The sequence below is a fragment of the Streptomyces capparidis genome, assembly GCF_054782095.1.
On record NZ_BAAGTD010000047.1, the window covers coordinates 50,770 to 71,596 of the forward strand.

Below are 20,827 nucleotides of genomic sequence, written 5' to 3' on the forward strand. Positions count from 1 at the left end.
TCAGCGCGCCCGGCCCCCGTCACCCCGCTCTTCCCCGCCGGCCTCGTCCTCGGCCTCGTCGTCATACGCCGGGACGGCCGCGGCGGCCGCGTCGCGTTCGCCGTCGTCGCGCACCCGTACCGTGCGGGCCAGGTCGTCGAAGTCGTCCATGGCCACCGCCAGCCACCCGAGGTGGCCCGTGACGCTCCACAGGTGCAGGTCGAAGCCGTGCTCCTCCAGCCGCCAGGCGTAGTTGAGGGAGCAGGCCAGCTCCCCTTCCGCGGGGTCGGTGAAGTACCGCACCGCCCGCAGGCCGTCGCCCAGGTGCTCGGTGGGGAACGGCTCCACGATCGGCTTCTCCACCGCCTCGTCGTCGTCGGCGCGCACGATCTCGCGCAGGCGCTGCTCACGGGTTCCCTCGATGGGCCACACCTGCACGTACAGGGGCAGCGGCAGCCGGCGCGGGTCGGGCACGTAGCAGTAGACGGAGTTGAGGTAGGGGGTCTTGCGGGGGAGCGCCTCGGTGATCCGCTCGGCGAGCATGGCCAGCGCCCGCTCCAGGTCCTCCACCACGACCTCGTCCGCGGGCTCCTCCTCCTGGAGCTCCCACAGGGCGTCGGCGTAGACGCGCGCCCAGTCCTTGGGGCTGTCGAACGGCTCGTCCCGCCCCCAGGAGGTGGGCATCCACAGCCACTTGTCCTCGTCGTAGTCGACGTCGATCCAGCTCACGGCCGCCTCCAGCGGAAGGTCGTCATGACGGCGTCGAACAGCTCGACGAGGGCGTCGGCGAACTCGCCGCTCGGGTCGCCGTCCGCGACCGTGCCGAAGCCGACGACCACCCAGCGCTCCGGGTCCCTGGGCACCGGCAGCACGTACTCCACGCGCCGGGAGGCGTGCTCGATCTCCTGCTTGATGTGGGGTCTGCCGATCCGGTCGACGCGCAGCCCGCTCGCGCCGTCCACGGTGGTCTCCTCCGCGTTCTCGGTGGTGCCGAGGATCCGCTCGGCGACCCGGGCCGGGTTCAGCGGCACCACGGAGGTGAGGGAGAACTCGGCCACCAGGAACGAGGCGGGCACCACCGTGCCGTGGATCTCCCTGACGGGCAGGTACAGGTCCAGGCCCGCGTTGTCCCTGGCCTGTCTGACGGAGCCGCGCAGGCGCTTGGTCAGCTCCATCCGGGCGGCGGTCAGCTTGTCGCGCGGGACGTCGTCGGGCAGGCCGCGGACCGCCTCGTCGACGATCTTCTTGACCGCTTCGTCGGTGCCCTCGCGCAGCGGCACCCGCTCCCAGCCGGGCGGGAGCATGAGGGTGTAGCCGGTGGGCGGGGCGGTGTGCGGGAGGGACTCGGTGGGGTGGGGCTGCACGGACATGGACGGGTGCGCTTCCGATCGCTGCCGGGTGGGCGGTGGGTGTGCGGACGCGGCGGCCGCCTGACGGCGGCGGGCGCCGGGCCGGGGCCGGCCCGCCGGGGGCGGGCCGGGGCGTCACGGCGACGGCGTCACCAGGACGCTTCGACGGGAGCCTTCCAGGACTCCTCCTTCCACTCCGTGTACCCCTCGTCGTACGGCTTCTGCGCCCAGCCGTGCTGCTCGCTGAGGTACGCCGACAGGTCGCTCTTGCCCATGATCTTGTCCATGGCGTCCAGGCCGAGGCCGGTCCAGGCCGTGCCCACGGAGGCGCTGTAGCCCAGGTACGCCTTGCCCGTGGCGACCTCGGGGAACTTCTGGGCGTGCTTGCCGACCCAGCGCATCCACTCCAGGCCCTCGGTGTCGTTCTGGTTGAGGATCCGGCCGAGGCGGCCCACCTTGGGCACCTCGTTCCTGGGGAGGCTGGGCACGCCCTTCTTGTGGGACTTCTTCAGCTCGGCGAGCCGCTTCTGCGCGCCCCGCCTGGCGGCGGCGGAGGTCCTGGGGTCGCTCGCCTTCCTGGCGAGTGCCATGCGCTCCGCCCTGGTGCTCGCCTTGTTGGTGGCGATCCTCGAGGCCCGGGAGGCCTTCGCCGTGTTCCTGGCGGCGACGCCCGCGCCGCGCAGCATCCGCATGCCCGCCTTGCCCACGCCGAACAGGAGCAGCCCGGCCGCGTCCATCAGGACTTCCTTCAGGCTGGCGTTGCCGGTGGCGTACAGCAGCAGTCTGCCCGCCACGACGAGGGCGCCGAGGCCGAGCACGATGAGGTTGAGGCCGGGGACGAACATGGCGATCACGCCGAGGACCGTCACGACGATGCTGATGGCGTCGAGCAGGACCTTGATCTTGTCCGCGTGCTTGTCGATGAACGCGTCGACGCCCTGCCAGCGGTCCTCCCACCAACTGTCGGCGACGTCGTCGTCGATCGACTTGCGGATCTTCGCCGCGTACTCGCCCTCCTTGGTGTCGCGGTGGTTGACGGCGTTGTTCAGCCGGTGCCTGGCGGCCTCAAGTTGGCCGTTGGCCGCGCCCTCGGCGCGCTTGCGGCTCTCCTCCGCGTCCCGCTCCGCCTTGGTGGGCGGCGGGTCGTCCGGCTTCCGCTGCGGCGCCGGGCCGAGCTGCTGGAGCCTGTCGTCCGCGGCCTTGGCCTCGTTGAGTGCCTTGACCGACTCGTCCTGCGCGTACCTCAGCTCGTTCGCCCAGGCGCTGAGGTGGCCGGACACCTCCTGGTAGCGGCCGGCGGTCTTGTCCAGCATGCCCGCGAGCTCGTCCGCCGAGTCGCAGATCTTGTCCTTGTACTTGCCTACGAGGTTGGTGGCCCTGGCGATCGTGCGCAGCCGGTCCACCTGCTCGCGGATGGTGCCCGCCACCCTGCTCATGCGGAGGGCTTCGTCCGCGACGGCCTGCGCGTCTCCCGGAACCGGGTCACTGCTCGCCAGCGGCTGCCAGTCGGTCGGCCTGCCCATGGGTCTCCTTGTTGCCTCGTGCGGTGGGTCGGCCCCGCGCGCCCTTACGGGCGCCTGTCACTTCTTGCCGCTGACGTTGTCCGCGAGCTTCTGGTCGGTGTCCCGGAAGGTGTTGATCGTCTCCTCGACCATCTTCAGGAGCGCCCCGATGCTCTCCAGCAGGTCCTTGCGGTGGTAGTCCCAGTTGTCGACGAACTCGTCCATGGCCGAGGCGACCTCGCCCGAGCCGAGGGAGCCGCGCACCGCGTCCTTGTGCCTGGAGGCGTTGTCGAACTCGTTCTTGATGGTGGTCAGGTCGGTCTTGGACTTCTCCAGAACGCTGTAGTCGACGCAGAGGTCCCTGTCGCCCACCGTGTCTCCTCCCCCGTGGCCGGAGCCGGCCCGCCCTGGCGGCGGGCCGGCTCCGGCGGTGTCCCATCCGGAATGCGCGCGGGACCGCTGCCGGTCCCGCGCTCCAGGATCCCTACTTGCCCAGGCCCTTGGCCAGCTCCTCGTCCGCCTGCTGGAACGCGTTCGCGGCGCTCTCCAGGAACTGGCCCATGCCGTCCAGGCCCTCGATCGTCTTCCTGGCGCCCTCGTTGAACTCCTCGTAGGACTGGTCGAACGCCTTGGACGAGCGGTCCGTCACGTAGCCGCCGTTCACCAGGCCGTTGACCAGCTTCTTCAGGTCGGCCAGCTTCTGCTCGATCTCGGCCTGCCCGTCACGGAGCCGCTTGCCCGCGTCCCGCATGTCCTGGTAAGTGACGTTTACGTTTGACATGCCCGAAACCTTCCCATGACCTTGCCGCAGGGCCTTCCCCCGTGGCTCCTGTGCGACCACCGCGACACCGCCGTGACGACCCTGGTGACGACTCGTCGTGACGACACCGCCGTGATGATCCGTTGCGACAGCTTAGGACGGGGTCCGCGGCGGCCGCACCGCCCGTTCGCGGAGAAACGGTGAACCGCCGCCCGACGCCCGCACCTGCGGCGCGCCCCCGGCGCGGGCCCGTCGGGACCCGTGCCGGGGCGCACGTCGCACCGGACTGCCGGAGGAGACGAACGGCGCGGCGGAGTTGGTTCCGGAGCGCGGCGACAAACGCCCGTGTGGGTGACGGGGTGCCTGTCCGGGCCGGGTGCGGGGCGGTTGTCCACAGGCGGCGCGGCCCGGTTGTCCACAGGCCCGAGCCCGGTGGCGGCGGCCTGATGCATGATGTGGTGGTCGCCACGGGGCCGCCGAGGACCGCACGCGGCGCGAACATCACCGAGCAGCATCGTGCGCCCCGCCACCGGGGCGCTTCCGCCCAGGGGGAGGGCACCGTGGAACTTCAGCTCAGCGTCGTCGACCCGGCCCGCGACGACCGCGCCGACCTGCTCGTCGAGGCGGATCCGGCCGCCCCCGTCGGCGCGCTCGCCGCCGAGATCGCGCGGCAGCTCGGGCGGCTCGCGGACGGCGCCGGGCCGCCGGCGCTCCATGTGGGCGGGTTCCCGCTGGACCCCTCCGTCCCGGTGGAGGCCTCCCCGCTGCGCGACGGAGCGGTCGTCAGCGTCGCCGAGCCCACGGCCTGCCCGCCGCCGCAGGCGCAGGGCATCGTGGAGGTGCGGGTCGTCGGCGGGCCGGACGCCGGAGGGGTGTACCGGCTCGGCCCCGGTGTGGCCGTGGTCGGCAGGGGCGGCGACGCCTGGATCCGCCTGGACGACCCCCACCTGCCGGAGACCGCCGTCGAGGTGGACGTGGCCGTGGACGGCACCGTCACCGTGCGCCCGGTCTTCGGCAGCTCGGCGAGCCTGGACGGGCAGCCGCTGGCCGAGCCGAGGCCCTGGCGGCACCGCAGCGTCGTCTCCGCCGGGCACACCCTGCTTGAGCTGGCCAGGCCGACGTTCCCGGACACCGCGCTCAAGCCGTCCGAGGACGGCACCGGCCTGGACTACAACCGCCCCCCGCGCATCACGCCGCCGCCGCTGCCCACCACGTTCCAGTTGCCCACCCGGCCCAAGGAGTCGGAGAACCGCCCGCTGCCGTGGATCATGGCGCTCACCCCGCTCGTCGGCGCGGTGACCATGGCGCTGGTCACCGGGCGGATGATCTTCCTGATCCTGGCCTTCCTCAGCCCGATCGCGATGATCGGCAGCTACTTCTGGGACAAGAAGCACGGCAAGAAGTCCTTCCGGAAGACCCTGGCGGAGTACGAGCGGGCCAAGGAGTCCATCGAGCGGCAGGCCCGCAGGGCGATGGCCGCCGAGACCGGCGCCCGCCGTGCCGCCGCCCCCGACCCCGCCGAGCTGTTCCTCGCCGCCACCGGCCCCGGGCAGCGGCTGTGGGAGCGCCGCCTGACGGACGAGGACCACGGCCTGCTGCGGGTCGGCACCGGCTCGCTGCCCTCTCAGGTGGAGGTCGCCGACCCCAACCAGGAGGAGCACAGGCGCCGGGCGCCGCGCGACCTGGCGGACGTGCCGGTCGCCGTCCCCCTGCGCACCCACGGGGTGGTCGGCGTCGCGGGCCGCGGCGAGCTGCCCCGCGCCATCGGGCGCTGGCTGGTCGCCCAGGCGGCGGTCCTGCACACCCCCGCGGACCTGACCATCTGCGTGCTCACCGAGCCGGCCGGGCGCGAGTCGTGGGAGTGGGTGCGCTGGCTGCCGCACGCCCGCGCCCGCGAGGGCCAGAGCGCGGTGGCGCTGCTGGGCACCGACGCCGACAGCGTGGCCCGGCGCATCAGCGAGCTGCTCGCCATGGTCAGCGCCCGCCAGGAGGCCGCGCGCGAGGCCAGGCTCAACCCCAACCAGGCGTGGAGCGGCCCCGCCGTGCTGGTGGTCCTGGACGGCTCCCGGCGGCTGCGCGCCCTGCCGGGCCTGACGCAGGTGCTGCGCGAGGGCCCCGGCGTCGGCATCCACCTGATCTGCCTGGACGCCGACCGCAGGCTGCTGCCCGAGGAGTGCCGGGCACTGGTCGAGGAGGACTACTACGGGCTGCTCCAGGTCGCCATGGCGGGCGAGCAGCCCGTCACCGGCGTCCGGCCGGACTGCGTGAGCCCGGCCTGGTGCGAGCAGGTCGCCCGCGCCATCGCCCCGGTCCGGGACGCCAGCGGCGACGACAGCTCCTCCCTGCCCGACTCCTGCCGCCTGCTGGACGTGCTCGGGATGGAGCCGCCGGAGGCGGACCGGGTGGCCGCGGTGTGGAACATGGGCGGTCGCAGCACCACCGCGGTGGTCGGCGCCTCCTTCGACGGGCCGTTCGCCATCGACCTGGTGCGGGACGGGCCGCACGGCCTGGTCGCCGGCACCACCGGCTCCGGCAAGTCCGAACTGCTCCAGACCCTGGTGGCCTCCCTCGCGGTGGCCAACCGCCCCGACGCGATGACGTTCGTGCTCGTGGACTACAAGGGCGGCGCCGCGTTCAAGGACTGCGTGAAGCTGCCGCACACCGTCGGCATGGTCACCGACCTCGACACCCACCTGGTGGAGCGGGCCCTGGAGTCGCTCAACGCCGAGCTGCGCCGCCGCGAGCACATCCTGGCCGCCGCCGGCACCAAGGACCTGGAGGACTACCTGGTCGCGATGCGGCGCGACCCGTCGCTCGCGCCGCTGCCCCGGCTGCTCATCGTGATCGACGAGTTCGCGTCCATGGCGCGGGAGCTGCCGGACTTCGTCACCGGCCTGGTCAACATCGCGCAGCGCGGGCGCTCCCTCGGCATCCACCTGATCCTCGCCACCCAGCGGCCCTCCGGCGTGGTCTCCCCCGAGATCCGGGCCAACACCAACCTGCGGATCGCGCTGCGGGTCACCGACGCGGGCGAGAGCACCGACGTCATCGACGCCCCGGACTCCGGCTACATCTCCAAGTCCACGCCGGGGCGGGCCTATGTGCGGCTCGGCGCGGCCTCGCTGCTGCCGTTCCAGTCGGCGCGGGTGGGCGGGCGGCGGCCGGGGCAGGCCGCGTCCGACGCGGTGCCCCCGCCGTGGAGCACGCCGCTGGGCTGGGAGGCGCTGGGCCGGCCCGCTCCGGAGCGGCCCAAGGCGCCGAGCGGCAACGAGGACGACCTGCTGACGGACCTCGCCGTGCTGGTGGAGGCCGTCCGGGGCGCCAACGAGCGGCTGGCGATACCGCCGCAGCACAGCCCGTGGCTGCCCGCCCTGCCGGAGCGGCTGCTCCTGGCCGAGCTGGACCAGCCCGCCGCCGCCTCGCCCGACGGCCTGGTGCCCGCCCCGTACGCGGTGGACGACCTGCCGAAGGAGCAGGCCCGCCGCACCGCCGTGCTGGACCTGAGCACCTTCGGGCACATGCTGATCTCCGGGGCGCCGCGCACCGGGCGTTCGCAGATCCTGCGCACCATGGCGGGCTCCCTGGCGCGGCTGAACTCCTGCGCCGACGTGCACCTGTACGCGCTGGACTGCGGCAACGGCGCGCTGCTCGCGCTGAACGCGCTGCCGCACTGCGGCGCCGTGGTGCGCGGGAACGAGTCGGACCGGGCGGTGCGCCTGATCGGCAAGCTGTCCGGCGAGGTGCAGCGGCGCATGTCCCTGCTCGGCGAGCACGGGTTCACCGACATCGGCGAGCAGCGGGCAGCGGTGCCCGCGGACGAGCGGCTGCCGCACATCGTGCTGCTGCTCGACCGCTGGGAGGGCTTCCTCGCCTCGCTCGGCGACCTGAACTCCGGGGCGCTGAGCGACACGATCTTCCAGATCCTGCGCGAGGGCGCGTCCGTGGGCGTCCACGTGGTGATGACCGGCGACCGCAGCCTGCTGTCCGGCCGGATCTCCGCGCTGTCGGAGAACAAGCTCGCCTTCCAGCTCAGCGACCCGACCGATCTGAGCCTGATCGGGCTGAACCCGCGCAAGCTCCCCGCCAAGGTCCCGCCCGGCCGCGGCTTCCGCGCCCAGGGCGCCGTGGAGACCCATGTGGCACTGCTCGCCGAGGACCCCTCGGGCCAGGCGCAGGCCGCCGCGCTCACCGCGATCGGGGCCGCGGCCAAGGAGCGGGACGCCGCGGTGCCCCGGGCCCGCCGCCCCTTCCGGGTGGACGTGCTGCCGCAGCGGATCGGGTTCGAGGAGGCGTGGGAGCTGCGCGACGGGGACCGGGGCCGGCTGTGGGGCATGGCCGCGGTCGGCGGGGACCAGCTCGTCGCGCTGGGCCCGAACCTGGCCGAGGGCACCCCGGCGTTCATCGTGGCGGGCCCGCCGCGCTCCGGCCGCAGCTCCACGCTGCTGACGCTCACCCGGTCGTTCCTCAGCGTGGGCACGCAGGTCGTCATCGCGGCGCCGCGGCAGTCCCCGATGCGGATACTGGAGCGCGCCCCGGGGGTGGCCGGGTTCTTCGACGGGGACGACATCCCCGCGGAGGAGCTGACCGCGGCCATCGCCCGCCTGGCCGGGCCCGGGGTGATCCTGGTGGACGACGCGGAGCTGCTGCGCTCCTGCGACGCCGGGGACGTGCTCACCTCGGTGGTGCGCCGCTCGGCCGGGGCGCCCCTGGGCCTGGTCATCGCCGGGGACGCGGACGACGTGTGCGGGGGCTTCTCCGGCTGGCAGGTGGAGGCGAAGAAGGCCAGGCAGGGGCTGCTGCTGTCCCCGCAGAACATCACCGACGCCGAGCTGGTGGGGGTGCGGCTCCAGCGCAGCCAGGTCGGCCAGGCCGTCCAGCCCGGCCGCGGCCTGCTGCACCTGGGCGACGGCACGGTCCACGTGGTCCAGGTCCCGCTCACCACGACGTGAACGGGCACCGGGGCGGCCGGGGCGGGCCCGCCCCGCCCCGCCCCGTCAGTCCTCCGTGAACAGGTTCACCCGCACGTCCGGGGGGAAGCCCGCGGCGGTGCCCGCGCGGCGGGCGAACTCGCGGACGCCGGCGAGCTGGGGCGCGCCGAGGGAGAAGTCCAGGGTGGTGAAGTACCGCTCGAGCAGCTCGGCGTCGAACGCCTCCCAGCGCGCGGCCTGCTCGGCCACCTTGGCCACCTCCGCCACGGACAGGTCGCGGGAGGCGAGGAAGGCGCGGTGCACCTCGGCCACGGTCTCCGGCTCGCGGGCCAGGAACTCCCGGCGCGCCGCCCAGACCGCGAAGACGAACGGCAGCCCCGTCCACTCCTTCCACATCTCGCCCAGGTCGTGGACGGCCAGGCCCAGCCGCGGGGCGTCGTGCAGGGAGGCCCGCAGCGCCGCGTCGCCGATGAGCACCCCCGCCTCCGCCTCCTGCATCATCAGGCCCAGGTCGGGGGCGCAGGTGAAGTAGTCGGGGCGCACGCCCTCGCGCTGCTCCAGCAGCAGCCGGGCCAGCCGCACCGCGGTGCGGCTGGTGGAGCCCAGGGCGACCCGGGCGCCGTCGAGCCGGTCCAGGGGCACCTGGCTGACGATCACGCAGGACATCACCGGGCCGTCGCTGCCGACCGCGATGTCGGGCAGCACCACCAGGTCGTCGGCGTTGCGGAGGAACTCCACCAGCGAGACGGGGCCGATGTCCAGATCGCCGGCGACCAGCTTCTCGCTGAGCCGGTCGGGGGTGTCCTTGGTCAGCTCGAAGTCCAGCAGGTTCCCGGTGCGGGCGAGCCCCCAGTACAGGGGCACGCAGTTCAGGAACTGGATGTGCCCGACCCGGGGACGGCGGCGCGCGCCGCCGGAAGCCGCTTCGTTGTCCACAGTCTCCACTCCCGCAGGCTAGCCCTCCGCCCCGGAAGCCGCCCCTCCGCCCCCCATACCACCCCGTACCCCCCTGTCCCGCCCCGGCGCGCCCCCCACCCGGCCGGCCCGCCTCCCGGCCCGCCTCCCGGCGCGGCACCCACGGCGGGTGAACACCGCGTGGCCCGCCGCCAACTCCCCGGCGGCGGGAAACACTCCGGGGTTATTCCACACCGTCAACACTGGCCGGGCTGCGGTCCGCGTGCTACTCTCGAAGCCAAGTTGCAGTTTGGTTTCCCTTGCATTACTCAAAGCCTGCGGAGCATGTGACGCCGCAGGCTTTTGTGGTTTCAGGCTTTTCACAAGGTTCTGATGCGGGGCGAGAACGGCAGCGATCTGGGATCCGCACAAGGCGGAACCAGTGTCTGTGCCTAGGAGAATTTTATGGCTACCGGAACCGTCAAGTGGTTCAACGCTGAAAAGGGCTTCGGCTTCATCGCCCAGGACGGCGGCGGTCCCGATGTCTTCGTCCACTACTCTGCGATCAACGCCAAGGGCTTCCGCTCTCTGGAGGAGAACCAGGCGGTCGAGTTCGACGTCACCCAGGGCCCGAAGGGCCCGCAGGCCGAGAACGTGACCACGGTCTGATCGCGCCTCGCGCAGTACCCAAGGAGCCCCGCACCGGCCACGGTGCGGGGCTCCTGCCCTTTTTGCCCCCACTCCCCGGAAGCGCTCCCCGAAACAGCGGGAAAGCGGTTCCGGCGGGACCCCGGGGGCGCCGGCCGGGCAGGCACCGGCCGCCATTTCCGTGACCGCCCGGATTTCTCAGTCCGCCGGGACGTCCCCGCCGGAACCGGCGGAACGCCGGCGCAGCGCGATCACCCCGCCGCCCGCCGCGGCGAGCAGCATCGCGGAGCCCCCCGCCAGCGCGAGGGTCCTCCGGTCCACGGTGCCGCCGCCCACCCCGCCGTGCGCGCCCTTGTCCGGCAGCGCCGAGGCGTGGGACGTACTCGGTTCGGGTGCGGGTCCGCCGGGTGAACTCTCCCCCTTCCCCCCGCCGGGGCCCGGGCCCTGGCCCGGCCCGAGCACCTCGATGGTGGCGCTGATCGCGGGCGCCTGGGTCTTGTAGTCGCAGGAGACCTCGACCCGGTAGCGCCCGGCCGGGGTGTCCCCGCGGATCGTCCCGGTGCCGGTGACCGCGCCCTGGCCGCCCGAGGACCGCAGGTTCAGGGTCTGGCCGGTGAAGGCGTTGGAGTACGCCTGCGGCTTGGCGTCGCGGTCCGCGGTCACGCACCCGGAGACCGACACGGTCACGGTCTGGCCCGGCCGCACGGTGCCCGGGCTGACCACGACCACGCCGCCGGAGATGGCGGAGGCGGCCGGGGCGGCGAGCAGGAGCAGGCCCGCGGGTATGGCACAGGCGGCCAGGCGGGCGGCGTAGGAGATGGGCATGGCGTCCTCCCGTGGCCGGGGCGCGGAGCGGCGCCTTCGCCGCGTGACGAGGTGACCGCGCCCCGTCACGGCCGACGCTAGGGGCGCCCGCCGCCCCCCGCGACGCCACGGCCCCCCACGGGTGAGCCCACTGCACCGTTCGCCGCACAACGCGCCCGGCCCCCGCCGCTCGGGGCGACGGGGGCCGGGGAGTCGGAACGGGCGGAGGCGTCAGACCGCCACGGGCTCCTTGGCCGCGGTGCGGTCCTCGGCGGGCCGGTCCTCGATCGGGGAGCCGCCGGCCGAGGCGAACGCCTCGCGGTCCAGGATGCCCTCCCGGGCCGCGACCAGCACCGGCACGGTCGCCTGCCCGGCGACGTTGGTGGCGGTGCGCATCATGTCGAGCACCGGGTCGATGGCCAGCAGCAGGCCGACGCCCTCCAGCGGCAGGCCCAGCGTGGACAGGGTGAGGGTGAGCATCACGATCGCGCCGGTGAGGCCGGCGGTGGCGGCGGAGCCGATGACGGAGACGAACGCGATCAGCAGGTAGTCGGCCACGTTCAGGTCCACGCCGAACACCTCGGCCACGAAGATCGCGGCGAGCGCCGGGTAGATCGCGGCGCAGCCGTCCATCTTGGTGGTGGCGCCGAACGGCACCGCGAAGGCCGCGTACTCCTTCTGCACGCCGAGCCGCTCCACCGACGCCTGGGTGACCGGCATGGTGCCCACCGAGGAGCGGGAGACGAACGCCAACTGGATGGCGGGCCAGGCGCCGCGGAAGAACTGGACCGGGTTGACCTTGGCGACCGTCCACAGCAGCAGCGGGTAGACGCCGAAGAGCACCAGCGCGCAGCCGACGTACACGTCGACGGTGAAGGTCGCCATCGGCTCCAGCAGGTCCCAGCCGTAGGTGGCCACCGACTTGCCGATCAGGCCGAGGGTGCCGAGCGGCGCGAGCAGGATCACCCACCACAGGGCCTTCTGCACCAGCTCCAGGACGGTGGTGCTGAGGGTGAGGAACGGCTGGGCGCGCTCGCCGACCTTGAGCACGGCGACGCCGAGCACCACGGCCATGAAGACGATCTGGAGGACGTTCAGCTCGGTGAAGGGGGTGACGACGTCGGTCGGGATGATGCCGGTGAGGAAGTCCACCCAGGAGGCGGAGACGTCATCGACCTTCTCGCCGTCGGACGGGGTGAGCCCGGTGCCCTCGCCGGGGCTGGTGACCAGGCCGATGAGGATGCCGATGGTGACGGCGATGAGCGAGGTCGCCAGGAACCACAGCAGGGTGCGGCCCGCGAGGCGGGCGGCGTTGGTCACGTTGCGCAGGTTGGCGATGCTGACCACGATCGCGGTGAACACCAGCGGCGCCACGGCGAGCTTCAGCAACTGGACGAAGGTGTCACCGATGCGGGTGAGGGTCTCGGTGAGCCACGCCACGTCGTACTGGCGGGCGATGAGGCCGAAGACGACGCCCAGCACCAGGCCGGCGACGATCTGCACCCAGAACGGGATTCTGCGTATCGCGGCCAGCGGGCCGGCGGAGGACGCGGACGGGGACGACACGGGCACACTCCCATGAGGATCGGGTGGGGTAGGTGGCGGGGGCGGGCGCCGCGCGCGGCGGCGGGACCGGGGCGCGAGGAGGACGCCGGGCGGCGGGAGTCCGCGGCCCGGGAGCGGCACGGCGGGGCCGGAGGGGGCCGCCGGCGTCCGGCTCACGGCTCAGCGCGGCCCCGGTCCGGGGCGGCGCGTCAACACGCCGCGCAGACGCGGCGGCAGAGGTCGACATGCAGGCGCGCCACGAGCGGGACCACCGCTGCACCGGAACGCGAGTCTGCTGTCTTCATGTCCATAACACTAACACCCACCCTTTGACCTGTTCAAAGGTCTGCTTTGGGTTCCGGCCGCGGCGGGGCGCGCACTCCGCGTCGCGGCCCGCCACGGGCCGGCACCGGGCAGCACAACGCCCCGCCGGGGGACGTCCATTCCCGGCGGGGCGTGCGATCGGCGGGTGACGGCGCGCGGGGCGCCGCCGGGTCCGGCCCGGACCTGCTGTCCGGCCCCGGCCTACTGGGCGGGCTCGCCGCGGGGCGGCGCGGCGGCGGGGGCCTCGTCCTCCATGGACCGGTTCTCGGCCAGCTTCCGCTTGGTCTCGGCGACCTTCGCGACGATCTCCTCGGACATGGCGTCGCGCTGCCGGCTCAGCACCACGTAGCTGATGGGCGCGGACAGCACCCCCGCGATCGCCAGCAGCAGCAGGACGCCGGTCGCCCCCTCCACCCCGATGACGCCGACGAGGGCCAGCAGCCACAGGACGAGGAAGCACAGCGCGAAGATGCCGACGCGCATCGCGGTGTAGCGGAGCGCGGCGTGCTTGCCGGGGGTGACGGTGCTCACGGTTCTGCCTCTTTCCGGACGGTCCTGGCATCCAGTGAAACACGCGCCCCGCGGGACCCCGGCGCCGGGCGGGACCGGCGGGGCGGATCAGTTCAGCGGCAGCCACATCACGACGTCGTCGCGGTCGTCTCCGGGCGCGACCCGGATCGCGGCCGGCACCCGGCCGACCTCCTTGTAGCCGACCGACGCGTAGAACCGCTCCAGGCCCAGGCCGCCGCGGCAGGTCAGCTTCACCGCGTCCAGGCCCATCTCGCGCGCGCACCGCTCGGCGTTGCGCAGCAGCTCGGCGCCGATGCCGCGGCCCTGGAGCGAGGGGTGCACCATCACGGTGTTCAGCCAGCACCAGTGCCGCATCAGCCGGTGCTCGTTGAACCGGAAGAACGCCGTACCGGCCAGCCGGTCCCCGTCCACGGCCGCCAGCAGGCGGGTGGTGCCCGCGGCGATGGCCGCGAAGTGCCGGTCCGCCTCGGGGCGCACCTCGTCGCGGGTGACGGGCGGCACGAAACCCACCGCGCCGCCCGCGTTGCTCACGTCCGCCCACACCGCGACGACCTGTTCGCGCAGCGCCGGCGTCGGTTCGGGGTCCAGTACGTACGCCACAGCCATGCGCCGACCATACCGGCAGCTAGGCGAGCGCCTCCGCGACGATCCGCAGATCGGACACCAGGCCCGCGAACGCCGCCCGGCGCGCGGCGTCGTCGGCGCGCAGCACCGCGGACGGGTGGATGGTGGCGACCAGCCACTCCCCGCGCTCGCCCGAGGGATCGAGCGCCGGGCAGGGCAGCAGCGCCCCGCGCTGCTCGGTGACCCGGAACGAGGAACCCAGCAGCGCCTTGCCCGCCGTGGCGCCCAGCGCGACAATCAGCCGCGGGTCCACCAGCGCGACCTCGGCGGCCAGCCACGGGCGGCAGGCGGCCGTCTCCCGCAGCCCGGGCGACTTGTGGATGCGGCGCCTGCCCCGCTCCCCCCGGGTGAACTTGAAGTGCTTGACGGCGTTGGTGACGTAGGTGTCCTCCGGGTCCACCCCGGCCTCGTCCAGCGCCCGGGTGAGCACCCGCCCGGCCGGGCCGACGAACGGGCGGCCCTGCCGGTCCTCCTGGTCGCCGGGCTGCTCGCCGACGAGGACCACCCGCGCCGAGGGGTTGCCCGCGCCGAACACCGTCTGCGTGGCGTCGCGGAACAGCGGGCAGCCCTCGCAGCCCGCCGCGGCGTCCCGCAGCGCGGCGAGGTCCGCGCCCCGCGGGACGAACGGCTCGGCGGTGTAGTCCTCCGGCCGCCCCGCGGATTCACGGGAACGTGTCACACCGGTGCGGGTACCCGGGATGGGGCGCGCCTCACACGCGCATCGGCTGCGGGGACTCCCTGCGGTCCGGGTCCGGGCCCGGGTACTCGCGGATGATCTCGTAGTGGGTGTTGCGCTCCACCGGGCGGAAGCCCGCGTCGCGGATGAGCTCCAGCAGGTCGTCGCGGGTGAGCTTGTTCGGGGTGCCGAAGTTGTCCGCGTCGTGGGTGATCTTGTACTCGACCACGGAGCCGTCCATGTCGTCCGCGCCGTGGTTCAGCGCCAACTGCGCGGTGGACAGGCCGTGCATCACCCAGAACACCTTCACGTGCGGCACGTTGTCGAACAGCAGCCGGGAGACCGCGAACGTCTTCAGGGCCTCGGCGCCGGTGGCCATCGTGGTGCGGGCCTGGAGCCGGTTGCGGACCTTGCCGTCCCGCGAGTCGTGGAAGTCGTGCTGGTAGCGCAGCGGGATGAACACCTGGAAGCCGCCGGTCTCGTCCTGGAGCTCGCGCAGCCGCAGCACGTGGTCCACCCGGTGCCGGGGCTCCTCGATGTGCCCGTACAGCATGGTGCTGGGCGTCTTCAGGCCCTTGGAGTGCGCCAGCCGGTGGATGCGGGACCAGTCCTCCCAGTGGCACTCGTGGTCCACGATGTGCTGCCGGACCTCCCAGTCGAAGATCTCCGCGCCGCCGCCGGTCAGCGACTCCAGGCCCGCGTCGATCAGCTCGTCCAGGATGTCGCTCGCGGACAGCCCGGAGATCTTCTCGAACCACTGGATCTCGGTGGCGGTGAACGCCTTCAGCGAGACGTGCGGCAGCGCCTCCTTCAGCGCGCGCAGCGACCGCGGGTAGTACCGCCAGGGCAGGGTGGGGTGCAGGCCGTTGACGATGTGCAGCTCGGTGAGGTTCTCCGACTCCATCTCCTTCGCCAGCCGGACGGCCTCCTCGATGCGCATCGTGTAGGCGTCCTTCTCCCCCGGCTTGCGCTGGAAGGAGCAGTAGGCGCAGGAGGCGGCGCACACGTTGGTCATGTTCAGGTGGCGGTTGACGTTGAAGTGGACGACGTCGCCGTTCTTCCGCGTGCGCACCCGGTGGGCGAGGCCCCCGAGCCACGCCAGGTCGTCGCACTCGTACAGCGCGATGCCGTCCTCACGGCTCAGCCGCTCGCCGGCGTCGACCTTCTCCTCCAGCTCCCGCTTGAGCCCGGCGTCCATGTGGCCTCCTTGGTGACGACAACGCCCACGAGCCTACGCCCGCCCACCCGTCGCCCCACCCGCCACCCCGGTGGCGGGCGATGCGGCGGGTGGGCGCGGCGTTCTCCGGCGTGACGGACGAGGGACGGGCACCCCCGGAAAAGGGCCGCCCCGCGACCCGGACCCGCGCGGGCGCCCCGGCCCGGCTACACGTTCTCCGGCAGTTCCCCGACCCGGTTCTCCCACTTCGTGGAGAGCACGACGGTGGTGCGGGTGCGCGCGACGCCCTTGGTGCCGGACAGGCGACGGATCGTCTTCTCCAGACCGTCCACATCCGCCACCCGCACCTTGAGCATGAACGAGTCGTCGCCGGCGATGAACCAGCAGTCCTCGATCTCGTCCAGCTCCCGCAGCCGCCCGGCGACGTCCTCGTGGTCGGCGGCGTCGCTGAGCTGCACCCCGATCAGCGCGGTGGCGCCGAGGCCGAGCGTCGCCGGGTCGACCGTCGCGCGGTAGCCGGTGATCACTCCCGCCTGCTCCAGGCGGTTGATCCGGTCCGTGACGCTCGGGCCCGAGAGCCCGACCAGCCGGCCGAGCTCGGCGTAGGAGGCTCTGCCGTTCTCCCGCAGCGCCTGGATGAGCTGCCTGTCCACCGCGTCCATGTGTTCGTCAAGCCTTCCCTTCGTGCGCAGTTGCCGCGGATCACCTCCGGGCCTCCTCGACGGTCGATGCGTTCGCTCCCCCGATGTCCCCCTCCCACCTGCGGTACAGCTTGTGCGGTACGCCGATCGCGTCCAGCGCGCGGCCCGCCACGAAGTCCACGAGATCCTGGATACCCCTCGCCCCGGCGTAGAACGCGGGCGACGCGGGCAGCACCACGGCGCCAGCCCCGTCCAGCTCCACCAGGTGGCGCAGGGTCTGCCCGGCGAGCGGCGTCTCCCGCACGGCGACCACCAGCGGCCGGCGCTCCTTGAGCGTGACGGCGGCGGCGCGCTGGAGCAGGTCCTTCGACAGGCCGAGCGCGATCCCCGCCACGGCGGCGGTGCTCGCCGGGACGACGAGCATCCCCTTGGCCGGGTACGAGCCGCTGGACGGGCCCGCCGCCAGGTCGCCCGCGCTCCAGTGCCGCACCGCGCCCAGGTCGGGCTCGGGCAGCGGGTTGCCGTCGGCGTCGCGGCCGAGCCAGCGGGCGAGGTCCTCGCGCCAGTGGGCGTCGCGGAACGGGCCGCCGGTCTCGTCCAGCACGGTGAGCCTCGCGGCGCGGCTGACCACCAGGTCCACCGCCTCGCCCGCGTGCAGCAGGGCGCGCACGACGGCGGCGGCGTACGGCGTGCCGGAGGCGCCCGACACCCCGACCACCCACGGCTCGCGCCCGCCCCTGTCGGTGTTCGGCTTCACACGGGGAGCCTATCCGGCGGCGGGGAAACCCGGCATGCCAGCGCCTCTTGGCCGGAACCGGGACAGACGTCTCAGGCGTTCTCCCCGTGGGAAGGACCTCACCAGCAGGCCCACCGCGTCAGGGGGATGAGAAGTGGCCCACCGTCCGTACGACCCGTCCTTCGCGCACGGCCCCTCCCGGCCCGCGCGCCGCACGCTGCGCCAGGGCCTGGCCAGCGCGCGCACCGCGGCGCTGCTGATGGGCGCCTGGGTGGGCCTGCTGTGGCTGCTGGAGATCGTCGACAACTCCCGGCGGCACGCCCTGGACGCCTACGGCATCGTGCCGCGCGAGGTGGCCGAGCTCGGGGACGTGATCCCGGCGTCGTTCATCCACTTCGGGTACGACCACCTGGCGGCGAACTCGGTGCCGCTGTTCGTCCTCGGCTTCCTGGCGGCGGCGCGCGGCGGCCTGGGGCGGTTCTTCGCGGTGGCGGCGTTCATCGTCGTCGCCAGCGGGGTCGGCGTGTGGCTGGTGGCGCCGGACCACACCAACACGGCGGGCGCCAGCGGGCTGATATTCGGCCTGTTCGGCTATCTGCTGGTGCGCGGCTTCGTGGACCGCAAGCTGCTGGACGTCGCGGTGGGCGTGGGTGTGGCCGTGCTGTACGGGTCGATCCTGTGGGGGGTGCTGCCCACCAACAGCGACGTCTCCTGGCAGGGGCACCTGTTCGGGCTGCTGGCCGGGGTGGCGGCGCCGTTCCTGTTCCGCGGCGGGCGCGGCTGAGCCGGGGCGCGCCCGCCGCCCCGGGCCGGCCGCGCCGCCCGGGTCAGCCCCGCAGTCCGCGCGCCACCAGGTCGAGCAGCGCGAAGACGAACAGCACCACGCCGACGAGGCCGTTGACGGTGAAGAACGCCCGGTTCAGCCGCGACAGGTCGTGCGGCTTGACCAGGGAGTGCTCGTAGACGAACGCCGCGATCACGACCAGCACCCCCGCCCACCACAGCGGGCCCGCGTCCGTGGCGAGGCCGAACCACACCAGCAGCCCCGTCGTCACCACGTGGCACACCCGGGCGCCGGTCAGCGCCCCCGCCACGCCGAACCGCGCCGGCACGCTGCGCACACCCTGCACCCGGTCGGACTCCACGTCCTGGCAGGCGTAGATCAGGTCGAACCCGCCGATCCACACGCCGACGGCCATGCCGAGCAGCACCGCCTCCCACGACCAGGCGCCGGTCACCGCGAGCCACGCGCCGATCGGGCCGATGGACTGCGCCAGGCCCAGGATGGCGTGCGGGAAGTCGGTGAACCGCTTGCCGTAGGGGTACACCACCATCGGCACCACGGCCAGCGGCGAAAGCGCCAGGCACAGCGGGTTGAGCAGCGCCGCGGAGCCGAGGAAGACCACCAGCGCCACGGCCGCGCCGATCCAGGCGCTGCGCACGCCGAGCGCGCCGGTGACCAGCTCCCGCCCGGCGGTCCTGGGGTTGCGGGCGTCGATCTCGCGGTCGATGATCCGGTTCGCGGCCATGGCGAAGGTGCGCAGGCCCACCATGGCCAGGGTCACCAGCAGCAGCTCGCCCCAGTGCACGCTCTCGTCGTCGCGCTGCATGGCGGTCAGCGAGCCTGTGTAGGCGAACGGCAGGGCGAACACCGAGTGCTCGATCATCACCACGCGCAGGAACGCCCGCACCCGGCCGCGGTGCGGCCCGCCGCCGGTGACCTCCGGGGCGGCGGAGCCGGCGCTCACAGCCCGTACTCCTTCCACCGCCTGGTGACCCGCTCCGCCACGGCCGGGTCGGAGACGATCATCCGCGGCCAGCCGCCGTCGCGGGTGTAGCCCTCCTCCGGCAGCTTGGCGGTGGCGTCGATGCCCGCCTTGCCGCCCCAGAACTGCTGGTAGGAGGCGTGGTCGAGGTGGTCCACCGGGCCCTCGGTGACCAGCAGGTCGCGGCTGTAGTCGACGTTCCCGAAGGCCCGCCAGGCCACTTCCTGGTAGTCGTGCACGTCGCAGTCGGCGTCCACCACCACGATCAGCTTGGTGAGCGACATCATGTGCGCGCCCCAGATGGCGTTCATCACCTTCTGGGCGTGCTTGGGGTACTTCTTGTCGATCGAGACGATCGCGCAGTTGTGGAAGCCGCCCGCCTCCGGCAGGTGGTAGTCCACGATGTCCGGCACGATGATCCGCAGCAGCGGCAGGAAGAACCGCTCGGTGGCCCGGCCCAGCGGCCCGTCCTCCGTCGGCGGGCGGCCGACGACGATGGACTGGAGCAGCGGGCGGCGGCGCATGGTGACGCAGTCGATCCGCAGCGCCGGGAACGGCTCCTGCGGGGTGTAGAAGCCGGTGTGGTCGCCGAACGGCCCCTCGGGCAGCATCTCGCCGGGCTCCAGCCAGCCCTCGATCACCACCTCGGCGTTCGCGGGCACCTGGAGCGGCACCGTCTTGCAGTCCACCATCTCCACCCGCTTGCCCTGCACGAACCCGGCGAACAGGTACTCGTCGATGTCGCCGGGCAGCGGGGCGGTGGCCGCGTAGGTGACGGCGGGCGGGCAGCCGAACGCGACGGCCACCGGCAGCTTCTCGCCGCGGCGGGCGGCCACCTGGTAGTGGTTGCGCGAGTCCTTGTGGATCTGCCAGTGCATGCCGATGGTGCGCCGGTCGTGCCGCTGGAGCCGGTACAGGCCCAGGTTGCGCACCCCGGTCTCCGGGTCCTTGGTGTGGGTCAGGCCCAGGTTGAAGAAGGGGCCGCCGTCCTCGGGCCAGGTGAACAGCGCGGGCAGCCGCTCCAGGTCCACCTGGTCGCCGGTGCGGACGACCTCCTGGACGGGCGCCTCCTTCACCTTGCGCGGCGGCACGTGGGCCATCCCGGCGAGCTTGCCGAACGCCTCGCGCACCCCGGTGAAGCCGTGCGGCAGCTCCGGCTTGAGCAGCCCGGCGATCCGGTCGGAGATCTCCTCGTAGGAGGACAGGCCGAGCGCCTTGAGCAGACGGCGGTCCGTGCCGTAGACATTCATCGCCAGCGGCAGGTCGCTGCCCAGGACGTTCTCGAAGAGCAGGGCGGGGCCGCCGGACTTGTTGACCCGGTCGACGATCTCCCCGACCTCCAGATGGGGGTCGACCTGGGCCTTCACGCGCCTGAGGTCCCCGTCCTTCTCCAGCGCCCGCAGGAACCCGCGGAGGTCGTCGTATGCCATGCGTGCCAGTATCCGACACCCACTACCCTGGACCCGAAGGCAGGGCCCGCGTCCGGCCCTCCCGCGTCCGACCGACCGCCGCCCCGCGCCGACGCGAGCCGCCGGCCTACTCGAAGGACCGTGACGCCATGCTCAGGCTGCTGCCCCTCCTGCTGGTCCTGGGGCTGTGGACGTACGCCTTCATCGACTGCCTGACCACGCCCGAGGACAAGACCCGCAACCTGCCGAAGCTGGCCTGGGTCTTCGTGATCCTGCTGTTCGGCTCGGTGCTGGTGGGCCCGGTGGCCTGGCTGGTCGCGGGCCGCCCCCGCCGGACGCCGGGCGAGGGCCCCCGGCGCGGGTACGGGCGGGGCGGGTTCGTCGCCCCCGACGACAACCCTGAGTTCCTCAAGTCCCTGGAGCGCAACGACAACGAGGACGACGACCGCGAGAAGGACTAGGTGTGCTGTCCCGGGACGTTGGTGACACGCGGGCTGGGTGCTTGAACGGGTGAGGGCCTTCTGGGTTCGGTGT

Annotated in this window: 20 protein-coding genes; 4 read left to right on the forward strand and 16 right to left on the reverse strand. The window is 73.2% G+C overall.

The annotated features are described in order from the left end of the window. The 5 genes from ACYVO2_RS29530 to ACYVO2_RS29550 all read right to left on the reverse strand — a co-directional run bounded on the left by ACYVO2_RS29530 (position 1) and on the right by ACYVO2_RS29550 (position 3,611). The gene (locus tag ACYVO2_RS29530) at positions 1-708 is read right to left on the reverse strand and encodes a hypothetical protein (RefSeq protein ID WP_461011093.1); all 708 of its coding nucleotides are present in this window, start codon (positions 706-708) and stop codon (positions 1-3) included. Beyond that, positions 705-1,349 (reverse strand): hypothetical protein, encoded by a 645-nt coding sequence (locus ACYVO2_RS29535; protein WP_461011094.1) that lies wholly within the window; start codon positions 1,347-1,349, stop codon positions 705-707. Before ACYVO2_RS29535 ends, ACYVO2_RS29530 begins: the two co-directional genes overlap by 4 nt. Before the next feature lie 128 nt (positions 1,350-1,477). Continuing rightward, positions 1,478-2,851, reverse strand: a complete 1,374-nt coding sequence (locus tag ACYVO2_RS29540) for a Z-ring associated ZapG family protein (RefSeq protein WP_461011095.1) — start codon at positions 2,849-2,851, stop codon at positions 1,478-1,480. A gap of 57 nt (positions 2,852-2,908) precedes the next feature. Further along, on the reverse strand, positions 2,909-3,202 hold the full coding sequence (locus tag ACYVO2_RS29545; RefSeq protein ID WP_461011096.1) for a hypothetical protein: 294 nt from the start codon (positions 3,200-3,202) through the stop codon (positions 2,909-2,911). 112 nt (positions 3,203-3,314) lie between these two features. Beyond that, positions 3,315-3,611, reverse strand: a complete 297-nt coding sequence (locus ACYVO2_RS29550; RefSeq protein ID WP_461011097.1) for a WXG100 family type VII secretion target — start codon at positions 3,609-3,611, stop codon at positions 3,315-3,317. Positions 3,612-4,150: 539 nt separating this feature from the next. On the opposite strand from ACYVO2_RS29550, the gene ACYVO2_RS29555 reads away from it, so the two are divergent. Then, entirely contained in the window at positions 4,151-8,539 is a 4,389-nt protein-coding gene (locus ACYVO2_RS29555; RefSeq protein ID WP_461011098.1) for an FtsK/SpoIIIE domain-containing protein, read from the forward strand. Between the two features lie 45 nt (positions 8,540-8,584). On the opposite strand, the gene ACYVO2_RS29560 is transcribed toward ACYVO2_RS29555, so the two are convergent. Next, the gene (locus tag ACYVO2_RS29560) at positions 8,585-9,463 is read right to left on the reverse strand and encodes a menaquinone biosynthetic enzyme MqnA/MqnD family protein (protein WP_461011099.1); all 879 of its coding nucleotides are present in this window, start codon (positions 9,461-9,463) and stop codon (positions 8,585-8,587) included. Positions 9,464-9,877: 414 nt separating this feature from the next. Here ACYVO2_RS29560 and ACYVO2_RS29565 point away from each other — a divergent pair, with 414 nt between their 5' ends. After that, positions 9,878-10,081 (forward strand): cold-shock protein, encoded by a 204-nt coding sequence (locus ACYVO2_RS29565; RefSeq protein WP_461011100.1) that lies wholly within the window; start codon positions 9,878-9,880, stop codon positions 10,079-10,081. Positions 10,082-10,258: 177 nt separating this feature from the next. Here the strand turns inward: ACYVO2_RS29565 and ACYVO2_RS29570 are convergent, their stop codons facing one another. The 8 genes from ACYVO2_RS29570 to ACYVO2_RS29605 all read right to left on the reverse strand — a co-directional run bounded on the left by ACYVO2_RS29570 (position 10,259) and on the right by ACYVO2_RS29605 (position 17,139). Next, positions 10,259-10,885, reverse strand: a complete 627-nt coding sequence (locus ACYVO2_RS29570) for a hypothetical protein (protein ID WP_461011101.1) — start codon at positions 10,883-10,885, stop codon at positions 10,259-10,261. Positions 10,886-11,095: 210 nt separating this feature from the next. Beyond that, positions 11,096-12,436 (reverse strand): dicarboxylate/amino acid:cation symporter, encoded by a 1,341-nt coding sequence (locus ACYVO2_RS29575; RefSeq protein WP_461011102.1) that lies wholly within the window; start codon positions 12,434-12,436, stop codon positions 11,096-11,098. 498 nt (positions 12,437-12,934) lie between these two features. Beyond that, positions 12,935-13,264 (reverse strand): DUF4229 domain-containing protein, encoded by a 330-nt coding sequence (locus ACYVO2_RS29580; protein ID WP_461011103.1) that lies wholly within the window; start codon positions 13,262-13,264, stop codon positions 12,935-12,937. Positions 13,265-13,351: 87 nt separating this feature from the next. Next, positions 13,352-13,870, reverse strand: coding sequence for a GNAT family N-acetyltransferase (locus tag ACYVO2_RS29585; protein ID WP_461011104.1), 519 nt, complete (start codon positions 13,868-13,870; stop codon positions 13,352-13,354). A 19-nt stretch (positions 13,871-13,889) separates the two neighbouring features. Beyond that, on the reverse strand, positions 13,890-14,567 hold the full coding sequence (locus tag ACYVO2_RS29590; protein ID WP_461011105.1) for a UdgX family uracil-DNA binding protein: 678 nt from the start codon (positions 14,565-14,567) through the stop codon (positions 13,890-13,892). 31 nt (positions 14,568-14,598) lie between these two features. Beyond that, positions 14,599-15,762, reverse strand: coding sequence for an aminofutalosine synthase MqnE (mqnE, locus tag ACYVO2_RS29595; protein WP_461011106.1), 1,164 nt, complete (start codon positions 15,760-15,762; stop codon positions 14,599-14,601). Between the two features lie 185 nt (positions 15,763-15,947). Then, positions 15,948-16,403 carry an Lrp/AsnC family transcriptional regulator gene (locus ACYVO2_RS29600; protein WP_461011107.1) on the reverse strand — a complete coding sequence of 152 codons (456 nt, stop codon included), beginning with the start codon at positions 16,401-16,403 and terminating at the stop codon, positions 15,948-15,950. 40 nt (positions 16,404-16,443) lie between these two features. After that, positions 16,444-17,139, reverse strand: coding sequence for a UbiX family flavin prenyltransferase (locus tag ACYVO2_RS29605; protein WP_461011108.1), 696 nt, complete (start codon positions 17,137-17,139; stop codon positions 16,444-16,446). Positions 17,140-17,272: 133 nt separating this feature from the next. Between ACYVO2_RS29605 and ACYVO2_RS29610 the strand changes: the two genes are divergently transcribed. Beyond that, on the forward strand, positions 17,273-17,902 hold the full coding sequence (locus ACYVO2_RS29610; RefSeq protein ID WP_461011109.1) for a rhomboid family intramembrane serine protease: 630 nt from the start codon (positions 17,273-17,275) through the stop codon (positions 17,900-17,902). 43 nt (positions 17,903-17,945) lie between these two features. On the opposite strand, the gene mqnP is transcribed toward ACYVO2_RS29610, so the two are convergent. Together mqnP and ACYVO2_RS29620 are read right to left on the reverse strand one after the other, a co-directional pair. Further along, positions 17,946-18,866 (reverse strand): menaquinone biosynthesis prenyltransferase MqnP, encoded by a 921-nt coding sequence (gene mqnP, locus ACYVO2_RS29615; RefSeq protein WP_461011110.1) that lies wholly within the window; start codon positions 18,864-18,866, stop codon positions 17,946-17,948. Further along, the gene (locus ACYVO2_RS29620) at positions 18,863-20,314 is read right to left on the reverse strand and encodes a menaquinone biosynthesis decarboxylase (RefSeq protein WP_461011111.1); all 1,452 of its coding nucleotides are present in this window, start codon (positions 20,312-20,314) and stop codon (positions 18,863-18,865) included. The genes mqnP and ACYVO2_RS29620 overlap by 4 nt, the downstream gene beginning before the upstream one ends. A gap of 128 nt (positions 20,315-20,442) precedes the next feature. Here ACYVO2_RS29620 and ACYVO2_RS29625 point away from each other — a divergent pair, with 128 nt between their 5' ends. Then, on the forward strand, positions 20,443-20,754 hold the full coding sequence (locus tag ACYVO2_RS29625; protein WP_461011112.1) for a PLD nuclease N-terminal domain-containing protein: 312 nt from the start codon (positions 20,443-20,445) through the stop codon (positions 20,752-20,754). Positions 20,755-20,827: the final 73 nt, after the last annotated feature.